Source organism: Streptomyces sp. NPDC088706, from assembly GCF_044752765.1.
GTDB lineage: Bacteria > Actinomycetota > Actinomycetes > Streptomycetales > Streptomycetaceae > Streptomyces.
In genome coordinates this window covers 420,788-437,696 of record NZ_JBIVLW010000002.1, presented here as the reverse complement: position 1 = coordinate 437,696, position 16,909 = coordinate 420,788, and the positions used below count along the sequence as shown (strand labels likewise).

At 73.3% G+C, this 16,909-nt stretch carries 12 protein-coding genes; 3 read left to right on the top strand and 9 right to left on the bottom strand.

Annotated elements, in window-relative coordinates; translation table 11 throughout:
* Positions 1 to 120: 120 nt before the first annotated feature.
* Positions 121 to 1,266, top strand: coding sequence for a ThiF family adenylyltransferase (locus tag ACIQAK_RS07560; RefSeq protein WP_366387810.1), 1,146 nt, complete (start codon positions 121 to 123; stop codon positions 1,264 to 1,266).
* A gap of 64 nt (positions 1,267 to 1,330) precedes the next feature.
* Complete coding sequence (locus ACIQAK_RS07555) at positions 1,331 to 2,872, top strand: AarF/UbiB family protein (protein ID WP_366387354.1); 1,542 nt, start codon at positions 1,331 to 1,333, stop codon at positions 2,870 to 2,872.
* A gap of 5 nt (positions 2,873 to 2,877) precedes the next feature.
* On the opposite strand, the gene ACIQAK_RS07550 is transcribed toward ACIQAK_RS07555, so the two are convergent.
* The 5 genes from ACIQAK_RS07550 to ACIQAK_RS07530 form a co-directional block, all read right to left on the bottom strand.
* Positions 2,878 to 3,081, bottom strand: a complete 204-nt coding sequence (locus ACIQAK_RS07550; RefSeq protein ID WP_366387353.1) for a hypothetical protein — start codon at positions 3,079 to 3,081, stop codon at positions 2,878 to 2,880.
* 207 nt (positions 3,082 to 3,288) lie between these two features.
* Entirely contained in the window at positions 3,289 to 3,648 is a 360-nt protein-coding gene (locus tag ACIQAK_RS07545; protein ID WP_366387352.1) for a hypothetical protein, read from the bottom strand.
* Entirely contained in the window at positions 3,645 to 4,013 is a 369-nt protein-coding gene (locus ACIQAK_RS07540) for a WhiB family transcriptional regulator (protein WP_366387351.1), read from the bottom strand. The genes ACIQAK_RS07545 and ACIQAK_RS07540 overlap by 4 nt, the downstream gene beginning before the upstream one ends.
* Before the next feature lie 164 nt (positions 4,014 to 4,177).
* Positions 4,178 to 4,513, bottom strand: a complete 336-nt coding sequence (locus ACIQAK_RS07535; RefSeq protein ID WP_366387350.1) for a hypothetical protein — start codon at positions 4,511 to 4,513, stop codon at positions 4,178 to 4,180.
* A 167-nt stretch (positions 4,514 to 4,680) separates the two neighbouring features.
* Complete coding sequence (locus tag ACIQAK_RS07530) at positions 4,681 to 6,900, bottom strand: ATP-dependent DNA helicase UvrD2 (protein WP_366387349.1); 2,220 nt, start codon at positions 6,898 to 6,900, stop codon at positions 4,681 to 4,683.
* A 250-nt stretch (positions 6,901 to 7,150) separates the two neighbouring features.
* Here ACIQAK_RS07530 and ACIQAK_RS07525 point away from each other — a divergent pair, with 250 nt between their 5' ends.
* Entirely contained in the window at positions 7,151 to 7,405 is a 255-nt protein-coding gene (locus ACIQAK_RS07525; protein WP_366387348.1) for a glutaredoxin domain-containing protein, read from the top strand.
* Positions 7,406 to 7,499: 94 nt separating this feature from the next.
* On the opposite strand, the gene nudC is transcribed toward ACIQAK_RS07525, so the two are convergent.
* The 4 genes from nudC to ACIQAK_RS07505 are packed head-to-tail and all read right to left on the bottom strand — an operon-like array spanning position 7,500 to position 16,856.
* Positions 7,500 to 8,453 carry an NAD(+) diphosphatase gene (gene nudC / locus ACIQAK_RS07520; RefSeq protein ID WP_366387347.1) on the bottom strand — a complete coding sequence of 318 codons (954 nt, stop codon included), beginning with the start codon at positions 8,451 to 8,453 and terminating at the stop codon, positions 7,500 to 7,502.
* 50 nt (positions 8,454 to 8,503) lie between these two features.
* On the bottom strand, positions 8,504 to 9,901 hold the full coding sequence (locus tag ACIQAK_RS07515; RefSeq protein WP_366387346.1) for a dipeptidase: 1,398 nt from the start codon (positions 9,899 to 9,901) through the stop codon (positions 8,504 to 8,506).
* Positions 9,902 to 9,911: 10 nt separating this feature from the next.
* Positions 9,912 to 13,415 carry a UvrD-helicase domain-containing protein gene (locus ACIQAK_RS07510; RefSeq protein ID WP_366387345.1) on the bottom strand — a complete coding sequence of 1,168 codons (3,504 nt, stop codon included), beginning with the start codon at positions 13,413 to 13,415 and terminating at the stop codon, positions 9,912 to 9,914.
* 54 nt (positions 13,416 to 13,469) lie between these two features.
* Positions 13,470 to 16,856, bottom strand: a complete 3,387-nt coding sequence (locus ACIQAK_RS07505; protein ID WP_366387344.1) for an ATP-dependent DNA helicase — start codon at positions 16,854 to 16,856, stop codon at positions 13,470 to 13,472.
* Between the last annotated feature and the right edge of the window lie 53 nt (positions 16,857 to 16,909).

The following is a 16,909-nucleotide window of genomic DNA, read 5'->3' as shown; positions in this document are numbered from 1 at the left end:
TTCGCGCACGCTCCGCCGCGGGCGCGCATTCTGGCAATGGCTCGACGCGGCCGGGGACCCTCCCCAGCACGCGGTCACGACACCGATCGGGGGAAAGCCGTGCGTCTTGGGGGAGAAGTCCTGCATCCGATGTTGAAGCCCGCGCTGCGCCGCGCCTGGCGCGGACGGAACACCGTGCAATTCGGGGTGACACCCGCCCACGCCGTGACGCTGGGCCCGGTGGACATTGCGACGGGGAGCTTTCTGGAACTGCTCGACGGAACGCGCGGCCTGCCGTTGCTGCGCGAGGAAGCACGGTCCTTGGACCTGTCGGACCGTCATGTGGAGGTCCTGGTGAGTCGGCTGGCGGAGGCAGGCCTCCTCGACGATCCACGGGCCGGTGGTCCGCAGGCGGATGCCCTGCGCCACCGGGCCGAGGTGATGGAGCGTCAACGTCCCGATGTGGCCTCGCTCTCCGTCGTCCATCCCGCACCCGGTGAGGGGCTGCGGCGGATGGCGGCCCGGCGGGCGATGCGGGTCCAGGTGCGGGGTGCGGGCCGGGTCGGCGCGTCGATCGCCGCCGTGCTGTCCGGCTCGGGGGTGGGTCAGGTGGAGGTGCTGGACGGGGGCCGGGCCGAACCGGGGGACGTGGCACCGGCCGGGCTTCCGCCCGCGGCCGTGGGGGAACGGCGCGACGCGGCGGCCCGCCGGCTGGTGCACCGGGCCGCCGCCGGGCCCGCGCCCCGGTCGACGGGGGCGGACCGGGGCGCGGTCGGCGGGCAGCCCGGCCTGTCACTGATCGTCGTCGCCCCTCGGGACGGCCTCTCGGTGTACGCGCCGGTCCCGGACACCGCGGCTCCCTGGATCACGTCGGGCACGCCTCATCTCTACGCGGGGGTGATCGAGGCCACGGGGGTGGTCGGACCGCTCGTGCTTCCGGGGGGCACCGGCTGCGCGGGGTGTCTGGAGCTGCACCGCGCGGACCGGGATTCGCAGTGGCCCCGGATGCTGGCGCAGTGGCGCTCGGGGCGGCGGAGGGCGGTGGCCGCCTGCGATCTCGGGCTGGCCACCGCGGTCGCCGGGCTCGCCGCGGCCCATGCCCTGTCCTTCCTGGACGGGGAGCTGCCGGCCAGCACCGGGGCGCGCTGCGAAGCCGCCCTGCCCCTGCTGGACTGGCGCCACGAGCGGATCGGCCCTCATGCGGACTGCTCCTGCGGAGCGGTGACGCGCGTCGAGGGGGCGGGGGCCTCCGGCCCCGTTCCGGCGCAGGACACAATGGCCGGGTGACCGCCGTCGACGGAGCGACACCGGAGGCTCAAGCGGCACGGCAGTCTGGGAACTGGAGGGGCACATGTCTGATCTTCCCCGGAAGGCGGTTACGCGTACCGCCAAACTGGCCGCGCTCCCGCTCGGCTTCGCCGGACGTGCCACATGGGGTCTGGGCAAGCGGATCGGCGGCAGGTCGGCCGAGCTGGTCGCCCGCGAGGTGCAGCAACGCACGGCGGACCAGTTGTTCAAGACCCTGGGCGAGCTGAAGGGCGGGGCCATGAAGCTGGGCCAGGCCCTCTCCGTCTTCGAGTCCGCCCTGCCCGAGGAGGTCGCGGGCCCCTACCGGGCCGCGTTGACCAAGCTGCAGGAGGCCGCGCCGCCGCTGCCCACCCAGACCGTCCACAGGGTGCTGGCCGAGCGGATCGGTGAGGACTGGCGGGAGTACTTCCTGGAGTTCGAGGACAAGCCGTCGGCGGCCGCCTCGATCGGACAGGTGCACCGGGCGGTGTGGCACGACGGCCGTGCGGTCGCGGTGAAGGTGCAGTACCCAGGTGCGGGCGAGGCACTGCTCTCGGACCTCACCCAGCTCAGCCGCTTCGCCCGGCTGCTCGGTCCCCTGGTGCCCGGCATGGACATCAAGCCGCTGATCAAGGAGATGCGCGACCGGGTCTCGGAAGAGCTGGACTACGAGCTGGAGGCGCAGGCCCAGCGGGAGCACGCGGCGGAGTTCGTGGGCGATCCCGATGTGGTGATCCCGGGGGTGGTGCACCAGTCCGACCAGGTGCTGGTGACGGAGTGGATGGACGGGATTCCGCTGGCCGACGTCATCGCGGACGGTACGGCGGAGCAGCGGGACCGGGCCGGACAGCTGCTGGCGCGTTTCCTCTTCTCGGGTCCGGCACGCACCGGTCTGCTCCACGCCGACCCGCATCCGGGCAACTTCCGGCTGCTGCCCGCCGTGGACGACATGGACGACATGGACGACCCGCCCGCCTCGGGCGCATCGGATGCATCGGACGTCTCGGGCGGCTCAGGTGCCTCGGGCGTCTCGGGCGTCTCGGGTGCCTCGGGTGCCTCGGACGTCTCGGACGTCTCGGGCGGGGAGGGTGCCGGAGGCGGTCCGTGGCGGCTGGGGGTGCTGGACTTCGGCACGGTCGACCGGCTTCCGGGCGGGCTGCCGGGGACCATCGGTGAGTCCCTGCGGATGACGCTGGAAGGCGATGCGGCCGCGGTGTACGGGCTGCTGCGCGAAGAGGGCTTCGTGAAGGAGTCGATCGACCTGGACCCGGACGAGGTGCTCGACTACCTGCTCCCGATCATCGAACCGGCGCAGGTGGAGGAGTTCACGTTCTCCCGGGGCTGGCTGCGGGACCAGGCGGCCCGGATAGCCGATCCGCGCTCCCCGGCCCACCAGCTCGGCAGGCAGCTGAATCTCCCGCCGTCCTACCTCCTGATACACCGGGTGACGCTGAGCACGATCGGGGTGCTGTGCCAGCTCGGTGCGGCGGTCCGGCTGCGGGACGAACTAGAGGCCTGGCTGCCGGGGTTCGTCCCGGAGACCGCTGGGACGGAGCCGGTGCCGGAGGGCGAGGAGCCGGAGTTGGTCTCGGAGGGCGACGCGTAGCCGGGTCACCACCCCAGTGAGTCGAGGCGGCTCTCGATCGCTCTGATGTGGAGGCGGGCGCAGGTCTCGCAGAAGAGGAGGCGGCGGCCGTCCTCCACGGAGGAGAGCCAGGTCACCGGGGCGCTCTCACCTTCGGCGGCGGTGCCGCAGCGGGCACACAGCACCGGTTGGGCGGCCGGTTCTTCGGGGGGATGCGTCTCCTCGTCCACCTCGTGACGATATCCCCGCCGTCGGAGCCCGGCAGCACAACGCACCGCGGGGCCGCCCTGGTTCGGACGACCCCGCGGTCGGGAGGTGGCTCCGCACCGGGTAGAGCGGTTGCCCGGTGCGGAGCCGTGGTGCTCCGTCATGGAGCGGAGAGGTGGGGCCCCTCCATGCACGACAGCTCGGTGCATGACGGCTCAGTGCATGACGGCTCAGTGCATGACGGCCATGGCCAGCGCCCGGCGGGCGCGCAGCGATGCGCGCTCCGCTCGGCGCTGCATCCTGCGGGCAGAGATGAGGCGCACCGCTTGGCGGTCCCTCTCGGCCTCCCGCAGGCGGTCGTGCATATGCGCACGAGCCATGGCTTCTGGGATGAGTTGCATCTCGCGGGTCCTGTTCTGGCGCGAGTCGTTCGCGCCGATGATGGTGACGTCAGGGGTTGCGGAGCCGACGGGCTCCTTCGTGGGGGTGATCATCGGTGCCTGATTCCGGGGGTCATGGGTCTGGGGACGGTCGATGGTTCCGAGGCGCAGCCACCGTGTGGGGGCGGGGACGCCGACGGCGGCGGTCACGCTGCGACCGGGTTCTTGCGCGGACGGCCACGCGGCCGCTTGCGGGCCACGACGACACCCTGGACGAAGAGCTCGCCGCCCCAGACACCCCACGGCTCACGCCGCTCCTTGGCGCCGGCCAGGCAGGCCTCGACGAGCGGGCAGGTACGGCAGAGGGACTTGGCGTACTCGACGTCGGCCGGGGACTCGGCGAAGAAGACCTCCGGGTCGTACGAGCGGCAGGGGACGGGTACGCCGAGGTTCTCGATGGCGTCGTCGAGCGCGGTGAGCGCGGTGAGGGGGAGCAAGGTGGAGTCCTCCGTGGAGCCGGGCGGGGAGATCAAGTCGGACTGCGGTACTGACGGGGCGTGCGTCTCGAGTTGCACGGTGGGTGGTGTCCTCGTCTGGTCGTGCCGGCCTGTCGGCCGGTTGGCGGCTGGTACTGCTGGCCCGAGGCGCCTTCGGTCCGTCTCGTCCGTTCGGACAAAACAAAAGGGCCGCGGATCCCGAGTGGGGTTCCGCGGCCCTGAGGCGCCGGCCTGATGCAGGATCAGGCTGGATCGCTCCAGGGTTCAGGCCCACGGAAGGCCCACATCGTGTGGTGCTGCTGCGTCTGCTTCTCGGCTCCGGCTCCGGCACCGGCTGCCGCAAAGGCATAGGCCTGAGCCTGTGCGTCCTTCGCTACTGCTGCCGCCGGTGCCTCGATCGGTCGCTCATTGCGCTCCCGCATCACGGGGAGGCTCGCCAGGGACAGCGGGCTGACGGCGGAGATGCCGGACAGACCGGTGGCGCGGAGCGAAGCAGCCGAGGAGCGGGTGAGGCCGAGCGAGCAGGCGGAGACGACCGAAAGACCGGTCATTTTCTGGGTTTCGATGATGCTGATCACTTCAATCGCCTCCTCTCGGCGTCTCAGAGGGACCGGTCGGAGCCGGTCCTGCGTATTCGGATAAGTACAGCACGGGATCAGGGCTTCAGAGAAGTCGCTGTTCCCGTGGTTAAGAACCTATGGTGACGACTGGGGCGGGCGCAAACTATTTTCTGGACGAGTTTTTCTCAGCTCTCCTCGTCCCCCACGCCGGACCCTTCACCGACGGTCTCACCTGCGCAGATGGCGAGTACGTCGGCTCCGAAACGGGTCAGCTTCCGGTTCCCGACGCCCGCGATGACCACCAGCTCCCCCTCGGTGGAGGGCACGGCCTCCGCGATGGCCATCAGGGTCTTCTCGGTGAAGACGCAGTAGTCCGGCTGGCTCAGCAAGGCCGCCTGCCCGGCACGCCAGTCGAGCAGCCGTCCGTACAGCGCCTCGTCCATGTCGGACGGGCACTCCTCGCAGCGCATCAGCTTCATCTCGCCGGCGTCGGTGAGGGGCCGGCGGCAGACCCGGCACCGCGCCGTCTGCCGGGGCCGGCTCTCCACGGCCTCGGTCCGCTCGGCGGGCGCTGTCCGGCCGGAGCCCCGGTCGATCCCTCCGGCGCCTCCGACCCCGCCCCGGGCGCCGAACGCCGTGGAGCCCGGGCGCAGCCCGTTCAGGAACCGGGTGGGCCTGCGGCTCGCCCGGCCGCCGGGCGAGCGGGCCAGGGACCAGGAGAGCGAGAGGTGGAGCCGGGCGCGGGTGACTCCGACGTACAGCAGGCGCCGCTCCTCCTCGACCTGCTCGTCGGTCTTGGCGTAGGCGATCGGCATCATGCCCTCGGTCAGGCCGACGAGGAACACCGCGTCCCACTCCAGGCCCTTCGCCGAGTGCAGCGAGGCCAGCGTCACCCCCTGGACCGTCGGGGCGTGCTGGGCGGCCGCCCGTTCGTCGAGCTCGCGGACCAGGTCGGTCAGGGTCGCCCCCGGCCTGGCCGCCTCGAAGTCCTCCGCGAGCCGCACCAGCGCGGCCAGCGACTCCCAGCGGTCGCGCACCGCCCCCGACCCGGCGGGCGGGCGGGTGGTCCAGCCCTTCGTGGAGAGCACCGCCCGCACCTGGGACGGCAACCCCTCCGCCCCGTCGAGCAGGGAGTCGTTGCGCCCGGCGCGGGCCGCGCCGCGCAGGGCGGTGCCCGCCTCGCGGACCTCCGCCCGCTCGAAGAACCGCTCGGCGCCGCGCAGCTGGTAGGGCACGCCCGCGTCCGCGAGGGCCTGCTCGTAGACCTCGGACTGGGAGTTGACCCGGTAGAGCACGGCGATCTCCCCGGCCGGAACACCTGCCGCGATCAGGTCGCGGATGCGCCGGGCGGTGGACTCGGCCTCGCTGGGTTCGTCGGAGTACTCCGTGTAGACCGGCTCGGGGCCCTTGTCGCGCTGCGAGACCAGCTCCAGCCGGTGGTCGGCGGCCTTGCCTCCGGCCTGGCTCAGCAGGCCGTTGGCGAGGTGGACGACCTGAGGTGTGGAGCGGTAGTCCCGCACCAGCTTGACCACCGTCGCGCCGGGGTGGCGGGTGCGGAAGTTCAGCAGGTGGTCGGGGGTCGCGCCGGTGAAGGAATAGATGGTCTGGCTGGCGTCGCCGACGACGCAGAGGTTGTCCCGGTCGCCCACCCAGAGGTCGAGCAGCCGCTGCTGGAGCGGGCTCACGTCCTGGTACTCGTCGACGACGAAGTGCTGGTACTGGCCGCGCACGTGGTCGGCGATGTCATGGCGGTCCTGGAGGATGCCGACGGTGAGCAGGAGCACGTCCTCGAAGTCGATGACCGAGCGGTCGCGCTTGAGCTGTTCGTACGTGGAGTAGATCTGGGAGAGCACAGCCGGGTCGCGGGGGGCGTCCCGCTGGGTCTTGGCGACCGCGGCCGGGTAGTCGGCGGGGACGGTCTGGGTGACCTTGGCCCACTCGATCTCGCTGGTGACGTCCCGCAGCTCGTTCCGGTCGAGCCGGAGCTCGCAGCGGGCGGCGGCCTCGGCGACCAGCTGCACCTTCCGCTCCAGCAGCCGGGGCAGCTCGCCACCGACTGCTTTCGGCCAGAAGTACTGGAGCTGCCGGAGTGCGGCGGAGTGGAAGGTCCGCGCCTGGACGCCGGTCGCGCCGAGCTGCCGGAGCCGTCCGCGCATCTCTCCGGCGGCCCGGTTGGTGAACGTGACGGCGAGGACCGCGGCGGGCTGGATGATGCCCGCCCGCACCCCGTACGCGATGCGGTGGGTGATCGCGCGGGTCTTGCCCGTACCCGCTCCGGCCAGCACGCACACCGGTCCGTGCAGGGCGAGAGCCACCTCGCGCTGCTCGGGGTCGAGCCCGTCGAGCACGGCGTCCGGGGTCTCGGGGACCTGCGGGAAGAGGGTGGAGTGCGTTGCTGCTGTCACCCCGCCATGCTGCCAGGTCCCACGGGGCGGATGCGGCGGTTGTCCACAGGGGTGAGGTATTCGTCGTACCGGTGAGGGGTGAGGTATTCGTCGTACCGGTGCGAAGACACCGGGCCCCGGTACGACCGCGGGAATGGTGGCCGCCTGCCGTACGTTCCACCCGGTGCGGGGAGGCGGCCCAGGCCGTCGCACCGCATGCGACGCTGCCGGCCGCGCAGCGGGACGGACGAGACAAGGGAGCGCCAGCGACATGGCGGGCACTGTGACGATGTACAGCACCACCTGGTGCGGTTACTGCCGTCGGCTCAAGAGCCAGATGGACCGCGAGGGCATCGCGTACAACGAGGTCAACATCGAGCACGACGCCGATTCGGCAGCGTTCGTCGAAAAGGCGAATGGCGGAAACCAGACGGTACCGACGCTTCTGATCGTTTCCCCGTCCGGCACCGAGTCGGTCATGACGAACCCGTCGCTGGCCCAGGTGAAGCAGGCTTTGGCCGCCTGACACCGGCGTTCGACGCGTACGGCTCGGGACGACGAGGGCCCTCGGCATCCGCCGGGGGCCCTCGCGCGTTTCCGGGGGAGGCCGCCGCCCCCGTTCAGTTCGTGCGGCTCAGGCCCGGCCTGGGCAGCGGCTTCCCGTACCAGAGCTCGATGAGGCGGGCGGCGATCGAGATGCCGAACGGGGGCAGGACCTCGCCGGATTCGAAGGCGGCCGTGAGGTCCTCGCGGGAGAACCAACGGGCCTCCTCGATCTCCTCGCCGTCGACGGTGATCTCCGAGGAGGTCGCGCGGGCCATGAAGCCCAGCATCAGGCTGGAGGGGAAGGGCCACGGCTGGCTGGCGACGTACTCGACCTCGCCGACGGTGACGCCCGCCTCCTCGTACACCTCGCGGACCACGGACTGCTCGATCGACTCCCCCGGCTCGACGAACCCGGCGAGCGTGGAGAAGCGCCCCTCGGGCCAGTGCACCTGCCGGCCCAGCAGGGCCCGGTCCTGGTCGTCGGTGACCAGCATGATGACCGCCGGGTCGGTGCGCGGGTAGTGCTCGGCGCCGCAGGCCTGGCAGCGGCGGATGTGACCGGCCGCGGCGATGACGGTGCGCTCGCCGCAGCGGGAGCAGAAGCGGTGCAGGCGCTGCCAGTTCTCCAGGGCCACCGCGTGCACCATCAGGCCCGCGTCGCGGGGGCCGAGCAGCAGTCCGGCCTCGCGCAGTCCGGCCGGCCGGGCCGACTGGTCCATGCGGCCGGGCAGCGAGTCCTTCTGGAGCGCGAAGTAGCTGACGCCCTCCTCGTCGGTGCCGAGGAAATACCGGTGGGTCTCGGTGACCGGGGCCTCGAAGGCCGGGGTCATCACGATCGCGGTGCCCCCGTCGGGGGTGTCGTCGATCAGCACCTGCCCGCCGGAGACGACGAAGACCCGGGTCGTCGGGTGGCTCCACGCCGCGGCCAGCCACGCCTCGTCGAGGCGGTGGTGCGCCGCGCGGTCGATGCCGCTGGGCGCGGTGAGGCCGATCGGGCGGTCTGCGGTGGCGTTGTCGAAGGTGCTCACAGGTGCTTCCTACTCCCCCTGGGCGGATCGGGTGTGCGGGTGCGGCGGGTTCAGCGGCCGAGCGCCATGGCCATCTCGCCCCACAGGTACGCGGTCGTCTCCACGCCCTTCAGCAGCAGGTCGAGCTCGACCTTCTCGTTGGGCGCGTGCCAGCCGTCGGAGGGGACGGAGATGCCGAGGAAGAGGACCGGGGCGCCGAGCACGTCCCTGAGGTCGGCGGCCGGGCCCGAGCCTCCTTCGCGGGTGAAGAGGATCTTCTTGCCGAAGGCGCGGCCCATCGCGCGGGCCACCGCCTGGAGCGCGGGGTGGTCCAGCGGGGTGAGGCAGGGGCGGGTGGCGGGCTGGAAGACGATCCGATGGCGGAGGCCCGCCGGGATGCGGGACTCGGCCCAGGCGCGGACCGCCTGCTGTACGCGGTCGGGGTCCTGGCCGTCGACCAGCCGGAAGCTGATCTTCACCAGGGCGGATGAGGGGATGATCGTCTTGCTGCCGGCGCCCTGGTAGCCGCCGCCGATGCCGTTGACCTCGGCGGTGGGGCGGGCCCAGACGCGCTCCAGCGTGGAGTACCCGGCCTCGCCGGACGCGGCCTGAGACTTCGCCGTCCGCAGCCAGGTCGCTTCGTCGAAGGGCAGCTGGGCGAAGAGGGCGCGCTCGGTGTCGGTGAGGTCGGTGACCCCGTCGTAGAAACCGGGGACGGCGACCTTGCCGTCCTCGTCGTGGAGGGCGGCGACCAGGCGGGCGATCTCGGTGGCCGGGTTGGGGACGGCTCCCCCGAACGATCCGGAGTGGATGTCCTGGGCGGGGCCGTACAGCTCGATCTCGCACTCCGCGAGGCCGCGCATGCCGGTGCAGACGGTCGGGGTGTCCTCGTCCCACATGCCGGTGTCCGAGACGATCACGGCGTCGGCGGCGAGGCGGGCCGCGTGCTGCTCGACCAGGGCGCGGAAGTTCGGGGAGCCCGACTCCTCCTCGCCCTCGATCAGCAGCTTGAGGTGCACGGCCGGGGTGGTGCGGCCGGTCGCGGCGAGGTGGGCCCGGACGCCGAGGGTGTGGAAGAACACCTGGCCCTTGTCGTCGGCGGCGCCGCGTCCGTACATCCGGCCGTCGCGGATCACCGGTTCGAACGGGTCGGTGGCCCAGCCGTCCTCGCGGGCGGCGGGCTGCACGTCGTGGTGGCCGTAGACCAGGACCGTCGGGGCGTCCGGGTCCTCGCTGTGCCACTCGGCGAAGACCGCCGGGGCGCCGGGCGTCTGCCAGATCTCGGTGACCGGGAAGCCGGTCTCCTTCAGCTTGGCGCTCAGCCACTCGGCACTGCGCCGTACGTCCCCGTCGTGCTCCGGCTGCGCGGATACGGAGGGGATGCGCAGCCACTCGGCGAGGTCGTCGAGGAAGGCCGCGCGGTGCTGTTCGGTGTACGTACGGACGGCGCTGTCCGGGGTCTCGCTCATGCTCGTGAGCCTATCCGTCCTCGGGGGCGGGCTCGTCCAGCAGGATCCGCTCCAGCTCCGCCCGGCCGGGCAACCCCTGCGGGTGGACGGTCTCCCCGCTGCGTACGTAGAGGAAGGTGGCGGTGACCGCTTCGAGGGGCAGGTCGTGCAGCTCGGCCCAGGCCAGCCGGTAGACGGCGAACTGGAGCGGGTCGGCGGTGCGGTGGCGGGTGGTCTTCCAGTCGACGATCTCGTAGCGGTCGCCGGTGCGGTACACCGCGTCGATGCGGCCCCGGATCACCCGGCCCGCGAGGGTGATCTGGAACGGGGTCTCCACCCGGTACGGCGTGCGCCGGGCGTACGCGGTGCGCTCGAACGCCTCCTTCAGCTCGGCGAGGTCCCGCTCGTCGGCGATCTCCGCGTCGCTCCCGTCACCCCCGGGCAGCTCGTCCGGGCCCAGCATGGGCAGCGGCAGCTCCTCGTACCGGGACTCCACCCAGGCGTGGAACCGGGTGCCCCGGCGGGCGGCGGGCTGGGGCGGCCTGGGCATGGGCCGGGCCAGCTCCTTGGCGAAGGCGTCGGGGTCCTCGGCCAGGCGCAGCAGCTGGGTGGCGGAGAGCGCGGCGGGGACGAGGACGTCGTGCACGGTGGCGCGGGCGCGGCGGAGCTCCCCGGCGAGGGCGTCGAGATCCCGGTCCCAGGAGGCGAGGGTGCGGGTCTCCTCGGGGGTGAGGTGGTCCGCCGGTTCTTCCTGCGAGTGGCGGGCGGCGGGGATGTGCGGTGCCGACTCCCGTACGGGCCCCGATGCCGTGGCCGGGACGGTTTCCGCAGGTCGTTCGGTGGGGAGCGCGTCCCAGTCCCAGTCCTCGTCGAACGGTGACTCGTCGGCCGGTGGCTCGTCGAACGGTGACTCGCCGGCCGGTGGCTCGTCGGCCCAGGGCTCATGCGTCGGTACGTCATCGGGCTCGGGGGCGTACGCCGGTGGCTGCTCGTCCCCGTGGAGGGCCAGGTGCTCCAGGTGGGCCAGCACCGTGTCCCGGGCGGCCCGGCGGCGGGTGAGGGCCGTGGCGTCGAGCGGGAGCGGCCAGGCCAGGTCGGTGTCGGGCGCCGCGAGCAACGGGTTCTCCTCGTCCTCGGCGGGCTCGTCCGCCCAGGCCTCGATCTCGCCGTGGCCAGCCACGCAGTGCTCGTACAGCGCTTCCAGGAAGACCGACGGGCCGCGCGTCCGCTTCTGGGACGGGCCCCACCAGTGTCCGGAGCCGAGGAGGAGGGAGCGGGGGCGGGTGAAGGTGACGTAGCCCAGGCGCAGCTCCTCCGTGTGCTGGTGCTCCTTCATCTCCTCCTTGAACCCCTTGAGCCCCTTGGCGTCGAAGGCGTCCAGGGCCGGGAGGGTCGCCGCGTCGCCGCGCAGGGCGTGCGGGAGCACCTTGGCCTGGGCGGTCCAGGCCTCCCGGGAGCGGTCGCTGGGAAACTGGCCGGTGACCAGTCCGGGCACGGCGACGACGTCCCACTCCAGGCCCTTGGACTTGTGCGCGGTGAGGACCTTGACGGTGTTCTCGCCGCCGGGCAGCGCGTTGTCGAGGCCCTTCTCGTACTGCGCGGCGGTCCGCAGGAAACCGAGGAAGGCGAGCAGCGACGCCTCGCCGTCCAGGGAGGCGAAGGACGCCGCTGTGTCCAGGAAGTTGGCGAGGGTCTCCCGGCGGCGGGCGGCCAGCGCCTGCGGGGAGGCGGACAGCTCGACCTCCAGGCCGGTGGTGGCCAGGACGCGGTGCAGGACGTCCATCAGGGGGTCCGCGAGCGAGCGGCGCAGGTCGCGCAACTCCCGGGCGAGCCGGGCGAAGCGCACCCGCGCCTCCGCCGAGAACGGCAGGCCGTCGTCGGCCGCGTCCGCCGCGATGAGGAAGGTGTCCAGGGCGTCCGCGAGCGATATCACCTCGGCCGGGTCGGTGCCCTCGACGGCTTCCGCGAGCCGCCGGTCCGGGTCGGCGTCGTCCCCCTGGGCGGCCCGGTGGACCAGGAGGCGGGCGCGGCGGCCGAGGAGGGCGAGGTCGCGGGGGCCGATGCGCCAGCGCGGGCCGGTGAGGAGGCGGACCAGGGATGCGTTGGCACCCGGGTCCTGGAGGACCTCGCAGACGGCGACCAGGTCGGCCACCTCGGGCAGGTGCAGCAGCCCGGCGAGGCCGACCACCTCGACGGGGATGTCCCGGGCGACCAGGGCCGCCTGGATCTGGCCGAAGTCCCCGGCGGTGCGGCACAGGACGGCGATCTCACCGGGCGGGGTGCCGGTGCGCACGAGGTGGGCGAGGGAGTCGGCGAGCCAGTCGATCTCCTCGGTGTGGGTGCTCAGCAGGGCGCACCGGACCATTCCGTCGCGCTCGGCACCCGGCGCGGCGCGCAGCGCCTGCACGCCCTCGTGCATCGCGCGCAGCGGTTCGGCCAGGCCGTTGGCGAGGTGGAGGAGGCGGCCGCCGCTGCGCCGGTTCTCGCTGAGGCTGTAGCGGGTGGCGGGGGCGCCGTCGGCGTGCGGGAAGTGCTCGGGGAAGTCGTCCAGGTTGGCGACGGAGGCGCCGCGCCAGCCGTAGATCGCCTGGCAGGGGTCGCCCACGGCGGTCACCGCGTGGCCGGTGGGCGCCTGGCCGCCCGCCCCCGGTTCCGGTTCCGTACCGCTGCCGAACAGCGCCGAGAGCAGCAGCCGCTGGGCCACCGACGTGTCCTGGTACTCGTCCAGCAGCACCACCCGGAACTCGTCCCGCAGGATCGCCCCCACTTCAGGCCGGGTCAGGGCCAGCTCGGCGGAGAGGGCGATCTGGTCGCCGAAGTCCAGGAGGTCCCGGCTCCGCTTGGCGGACCGGTAGCGCTCGGTGAGGAAGAGGAGGGAGCGGCGGGCCTCGGCGGTCTCGGGGATCTTGCGCAGGTCGGCGTTGCTGAGCTTGGCGGTGGCCAGCTCCCGCAGCAGCTCGGTGTCGTACGTCTCCAGCGCTCCGGGTCGTACGAGGTGTTCGGACAGCTCCGCGTCGAGCGCCAGCAGGTCGCTGACGAGGGTGGGGAAGGACCGGGTGAGCGCCGGATACGGGCCGGGGGCCTCGCGCAGCACCTTGGCCGCCAGCTGGTAGCGCGTGGCGTCGGCGAGGAGGCGGGCGGAGGGCTCCAGGCCGATGCGCAGGCCGTGCTCGGTGAGGAGGCGGCCGGCGAAGGCGTGGTACGTCGAGATGGTGGGCTCGCCCGGCGGGTTGTCCGGGTCGATGACCTCGGGGTCGGTGACCCCGGCGGCGACCAGCGCCGTGCGGACGCGCTCGGCCAGCTCCCCCGCCGCCTTGTTGGTGAAGGTGAGGCCGAGGACCTGCTCGGGGGCGACCTGGCCGGTGCCGACCAGCCAGACCACGCGTGCGGCCATCACCGTGGTCTTGCCCGACCCGGCTCCGGCCACGATCACCTGCGGGGCGGGCGGCGCGGTGATGCAGGCCGTCTGCTCCGGGGTGAAGGGGATCCCGAGGAGCTCCTTGAGCTGCTCGGGATCGGTGATGCGTGAGGACACGTGAGAAACGGTAACCGGAGCCACTGACAACCCGGCCCGATGCCCGCGAAGGCCCTACTCCACCACCTGCCGCCCCTCCGGCTGCGCGCTGCACGAGGCGCGGAAGGCGCAGTGGGCGCAGTGGGCGCCGGTGGTGGGCGTGAACCGCTCGTCCAGGACCTTTCCGGCGGCGGTGGCCAGCAGGTCGGAGACCCACTCCCCGGCGAGCGGCTCCTGTGCCTGGACCTTGGGGAAGGCGTCGCCGCCCTCCTTCTTGGGCGCGGGCTGGCGGAGCTGGACCAGTTCGGCACCGCCCGGCTCGGGGCGCTTGCCGTCGAAGATGTCGTCGACCGCGCCCTCGCGGACGGCCAGCTGGTAGACGGCGAGCTGGGGGTGGGAGGCGACCTCGTCCTTGGTGGGCGCGCTCTTGCCGGTCTTGAAGTCGACGACGTACGCCCTACCCTCGGCGTCCTCCTCCACCCGGTCCATCGAGCCCCGGATACGGACGGCGTACTCGCCCGCCTCCAGGGTCACGTCGAAGTCGTGCTCGCTCGCGGTGGGGGTGCGGCCACCGCGGTCCAGGACGTGCCACTTCAGGAAGCGTTCGAGGGCGGCGCGGGCCTGGTCCTTCTCCTGCTCGGACTTCCAGGGGGCGTCGAAGGCGAGGCCGTTCCAGACGGAGTCCAGGCGCTCCATGAGGACGTCGAGGTCGGCGGGCGTACGGCTGGAGGCGACCTCGTCGGCGAGTACGTGGACGACGTTGCCGAACCCCTGGGCGGCGGTGGCCGGGGCGTCGGCCTTCACCTCGCGGCCCAGGAACCACTGGAGGGCGCAGGTGTTGGCGAGCTGGTCGAGCGCGGAGCCGGAGAGGGTGACGGGCTGGTCGCGGTCGCGCAGCGGGACGGCGGAGCGGGTCGGTTCGTCCAGGCCCCACCAGCGGGACGGGTGGGCGGCGGGCACGAGTGCCTGGCCCTCGTCGTCGGTGAGCGCGGCGAGCCGGGCGAGGCGGTGGGCGGCGGCGTCGCGCAGGGCGTCGGATGCGGCCGGGTCGACCGTGGTGGCGCGCAGCTCGGCGACGAGCGCGGCGACGGCGAGAGGGCGGCGCGGGCGGCCGGTGATGTCGCGGGGTTCGACGCCCAGCTCGGTCAGGAAGCGGGAGGGCTGGTCGCCGTCGTCTGCGGGGGCCTTCACAGCGGTGACGACGAGGCGCTCGCGGGCGCGGGTGGCGGCGACGTAGAAGAGGCGGCGCTCCTCGGCGAGGAGGGCGCCGGGCGTGAGGGGTTCGGCGAGCCCGTCGCGGCCGATCCGGTCCGCCTCCAGGAGGGAACCCCGCCGGCGCAGGTCGGGCCAGAGCCCCTCCTGGACCCCGGCGACGACGACGAGCCGCCACTCCAGACCCTTGGAGCGGTGGGCGGTCATCAGGCGTACGGCGTCGGGGCGGACGGTCCGCCGGGAGAGGGTGTCGGCGGCGATGTCCTGGGCGTCGACCTCTTCCAGGAAGTTGAGCGCCCCGCGCCCGCCGGTGCGCTCCTCGGCGCGCGCGGCCGTGTCGAACAGGGCGCACACCGCGTCGAGGTCCCGGTCGGCATTGCGGCCACCCGCCCCGCCGCGCAGCGCGGCCCGCTCCAGCCTGCCCGGCCAGGGGGTGCCGTTCCACAGGGTCCACAGGGCCTCCTCGGCGGTCCCGCCGCCTTCCAGAAGCTCGCGGGCCTTGCGCAGGAGCGCGCCGAGGCGCTGCGCGCCGTGGGCGTACGCCGGATCGTGGGTGACCAGCCGTTCGGGCTCGGCCAGAGCGCGGGCGAGGAGTTCGTCGGAGGGGGCGGGGACCCGGATTCCGGCGGCGCGCTCCTCGTCGCGCAGGGCCCGGCCGAGGCGGCGCAGGTCGGCGGCGTCCATGGAGCCGAGGGGGGAGGTGAGGAGGGTGAGGGCGGTCTCGGTGCCGAGCCGGGGGGCGGTGACCGGGGCCGGCTCCGGGCCGTCCTCCCACTCCTCCGGCTCGACGGGGCGGTGGTGCAGCGCCGCCGTCGCCACCGTCCGCAGCGCCGTCAGCAGCGGGGCGACGGCCGGTTCGTGGCGGAGCGGGAGGTCGTCGCCGTCGACCTCCAGGGGGACGCCCGCGGAGGTGAGGGCGCGGCGGACGGCGGGCAGCGAGCGGCCTCCGGCCCGTACCAGCACGGCCATCTCCCGCCAGGGCACCCCGTCCTCCAGGTGGGCACGGCGCAGCAGGTCCGCGATGTTCTCCAGCTCCGTGGAAGCGGTCGGGTAGGTGTACGTCTCCACCCGGCCGCCCTCCCGGACGGCGTGCAGGTCGCGGTGGGCGCGGACGGTGTCGGCGGGCAGCCGGGTCAGCGGCATCCGACGGGTGAGCAGCCGGGTCGCGGCGAGCAGCTCGGAGCCGGAGCGGCGGGAGGTGGTGAGGACGCCCACGGGGGCGGGGGTGCCGTCGGCCCGCCGGAAGGTGTCGGGGAATTCGAGGATGCCGTTCACGTCCGCGCCCCGGAACGTGTAGATCGACTGGTCCGGGTCGCCGAAGGCCACCAGCGTCCGGCCGCCGCCCGCCCCGAGCATCCGACTCCCGCCCCCGGCGTGCGCCCCGCGCCCCTGGTTCCCCGCCAGCGCGTGCAGCAGGCGCACCTGCGCCGGGTCGGTGTCCTGGTACTCGTCGACGTACACCGCGTCGTACGCCCCGGCCAGCTGCGCGGAGACCTCGGGCCGCTCGGCGAGCAGGACGGCGCGGTGGACCAGCTCCGCGTAGTCCAGGACGCCCTGGGCGTCAAGCACGTCGAGGTACTCGGCGAGGAACTGGGCCGCCGCCGTCCAGTCCGGGCGGCCGGTGCGGCGGGCGAAGGCGGCGAGCGCGTCCGGCCCGAGGCCCAGTTCGCGGCTGCGGGCCAGCACGGCACGCACCTCGTCGGCGAAGCCGCGGGTGGTCAGGCAGGCACGCAGTTCGTCGGGCCAGCGGACGTGGGGCAGGCCCTCCCTCTCCAGGTCGAGCTGGCCCGCGAGCAGGTCGCGGACGGTGACGTCCTGCTCGGGCCCGGAGAGCAGCCGCAGCGGATCGGCGAAGAGGTCGGCGTCCTGGTGGGCGCGGACCAGGGCGTAGCAGTACGAATGGAAGGTCGTGGCCTGCGGGCCGCGCGCCGCGCCGAGCCGGGCCGCCATCCGGTCGCGCAGCTCGACGGCGGCCTTGCGGCTGAAGGTGAGGACGAGGATGCGAGCGGGGTCGGCGCCCCGGTTCACCCGGGCCGCGACGGACTCCACAAGGGTGGTGGTCTTGCCGGTGCCGGGACCGGCGAGGACGAGCAGCGGTCCTTCGGCGTGGTCAACCACAGCGCGCTGGCCCGCGTCCAGCAGAGGGGTCTCCACGGAACCCGGCGGAGTGCGCACCAAGCGGTACGCGCCCGTGGTCCGCGGCCGTGACTCACGGTGCGGACTGTGCCGGGTGGAGGAGAAGGAGCTCACGTGGATCGCCGGTCCTGGTGGGTTTACGGGTCGTACGGGTCAGACAGACCGAA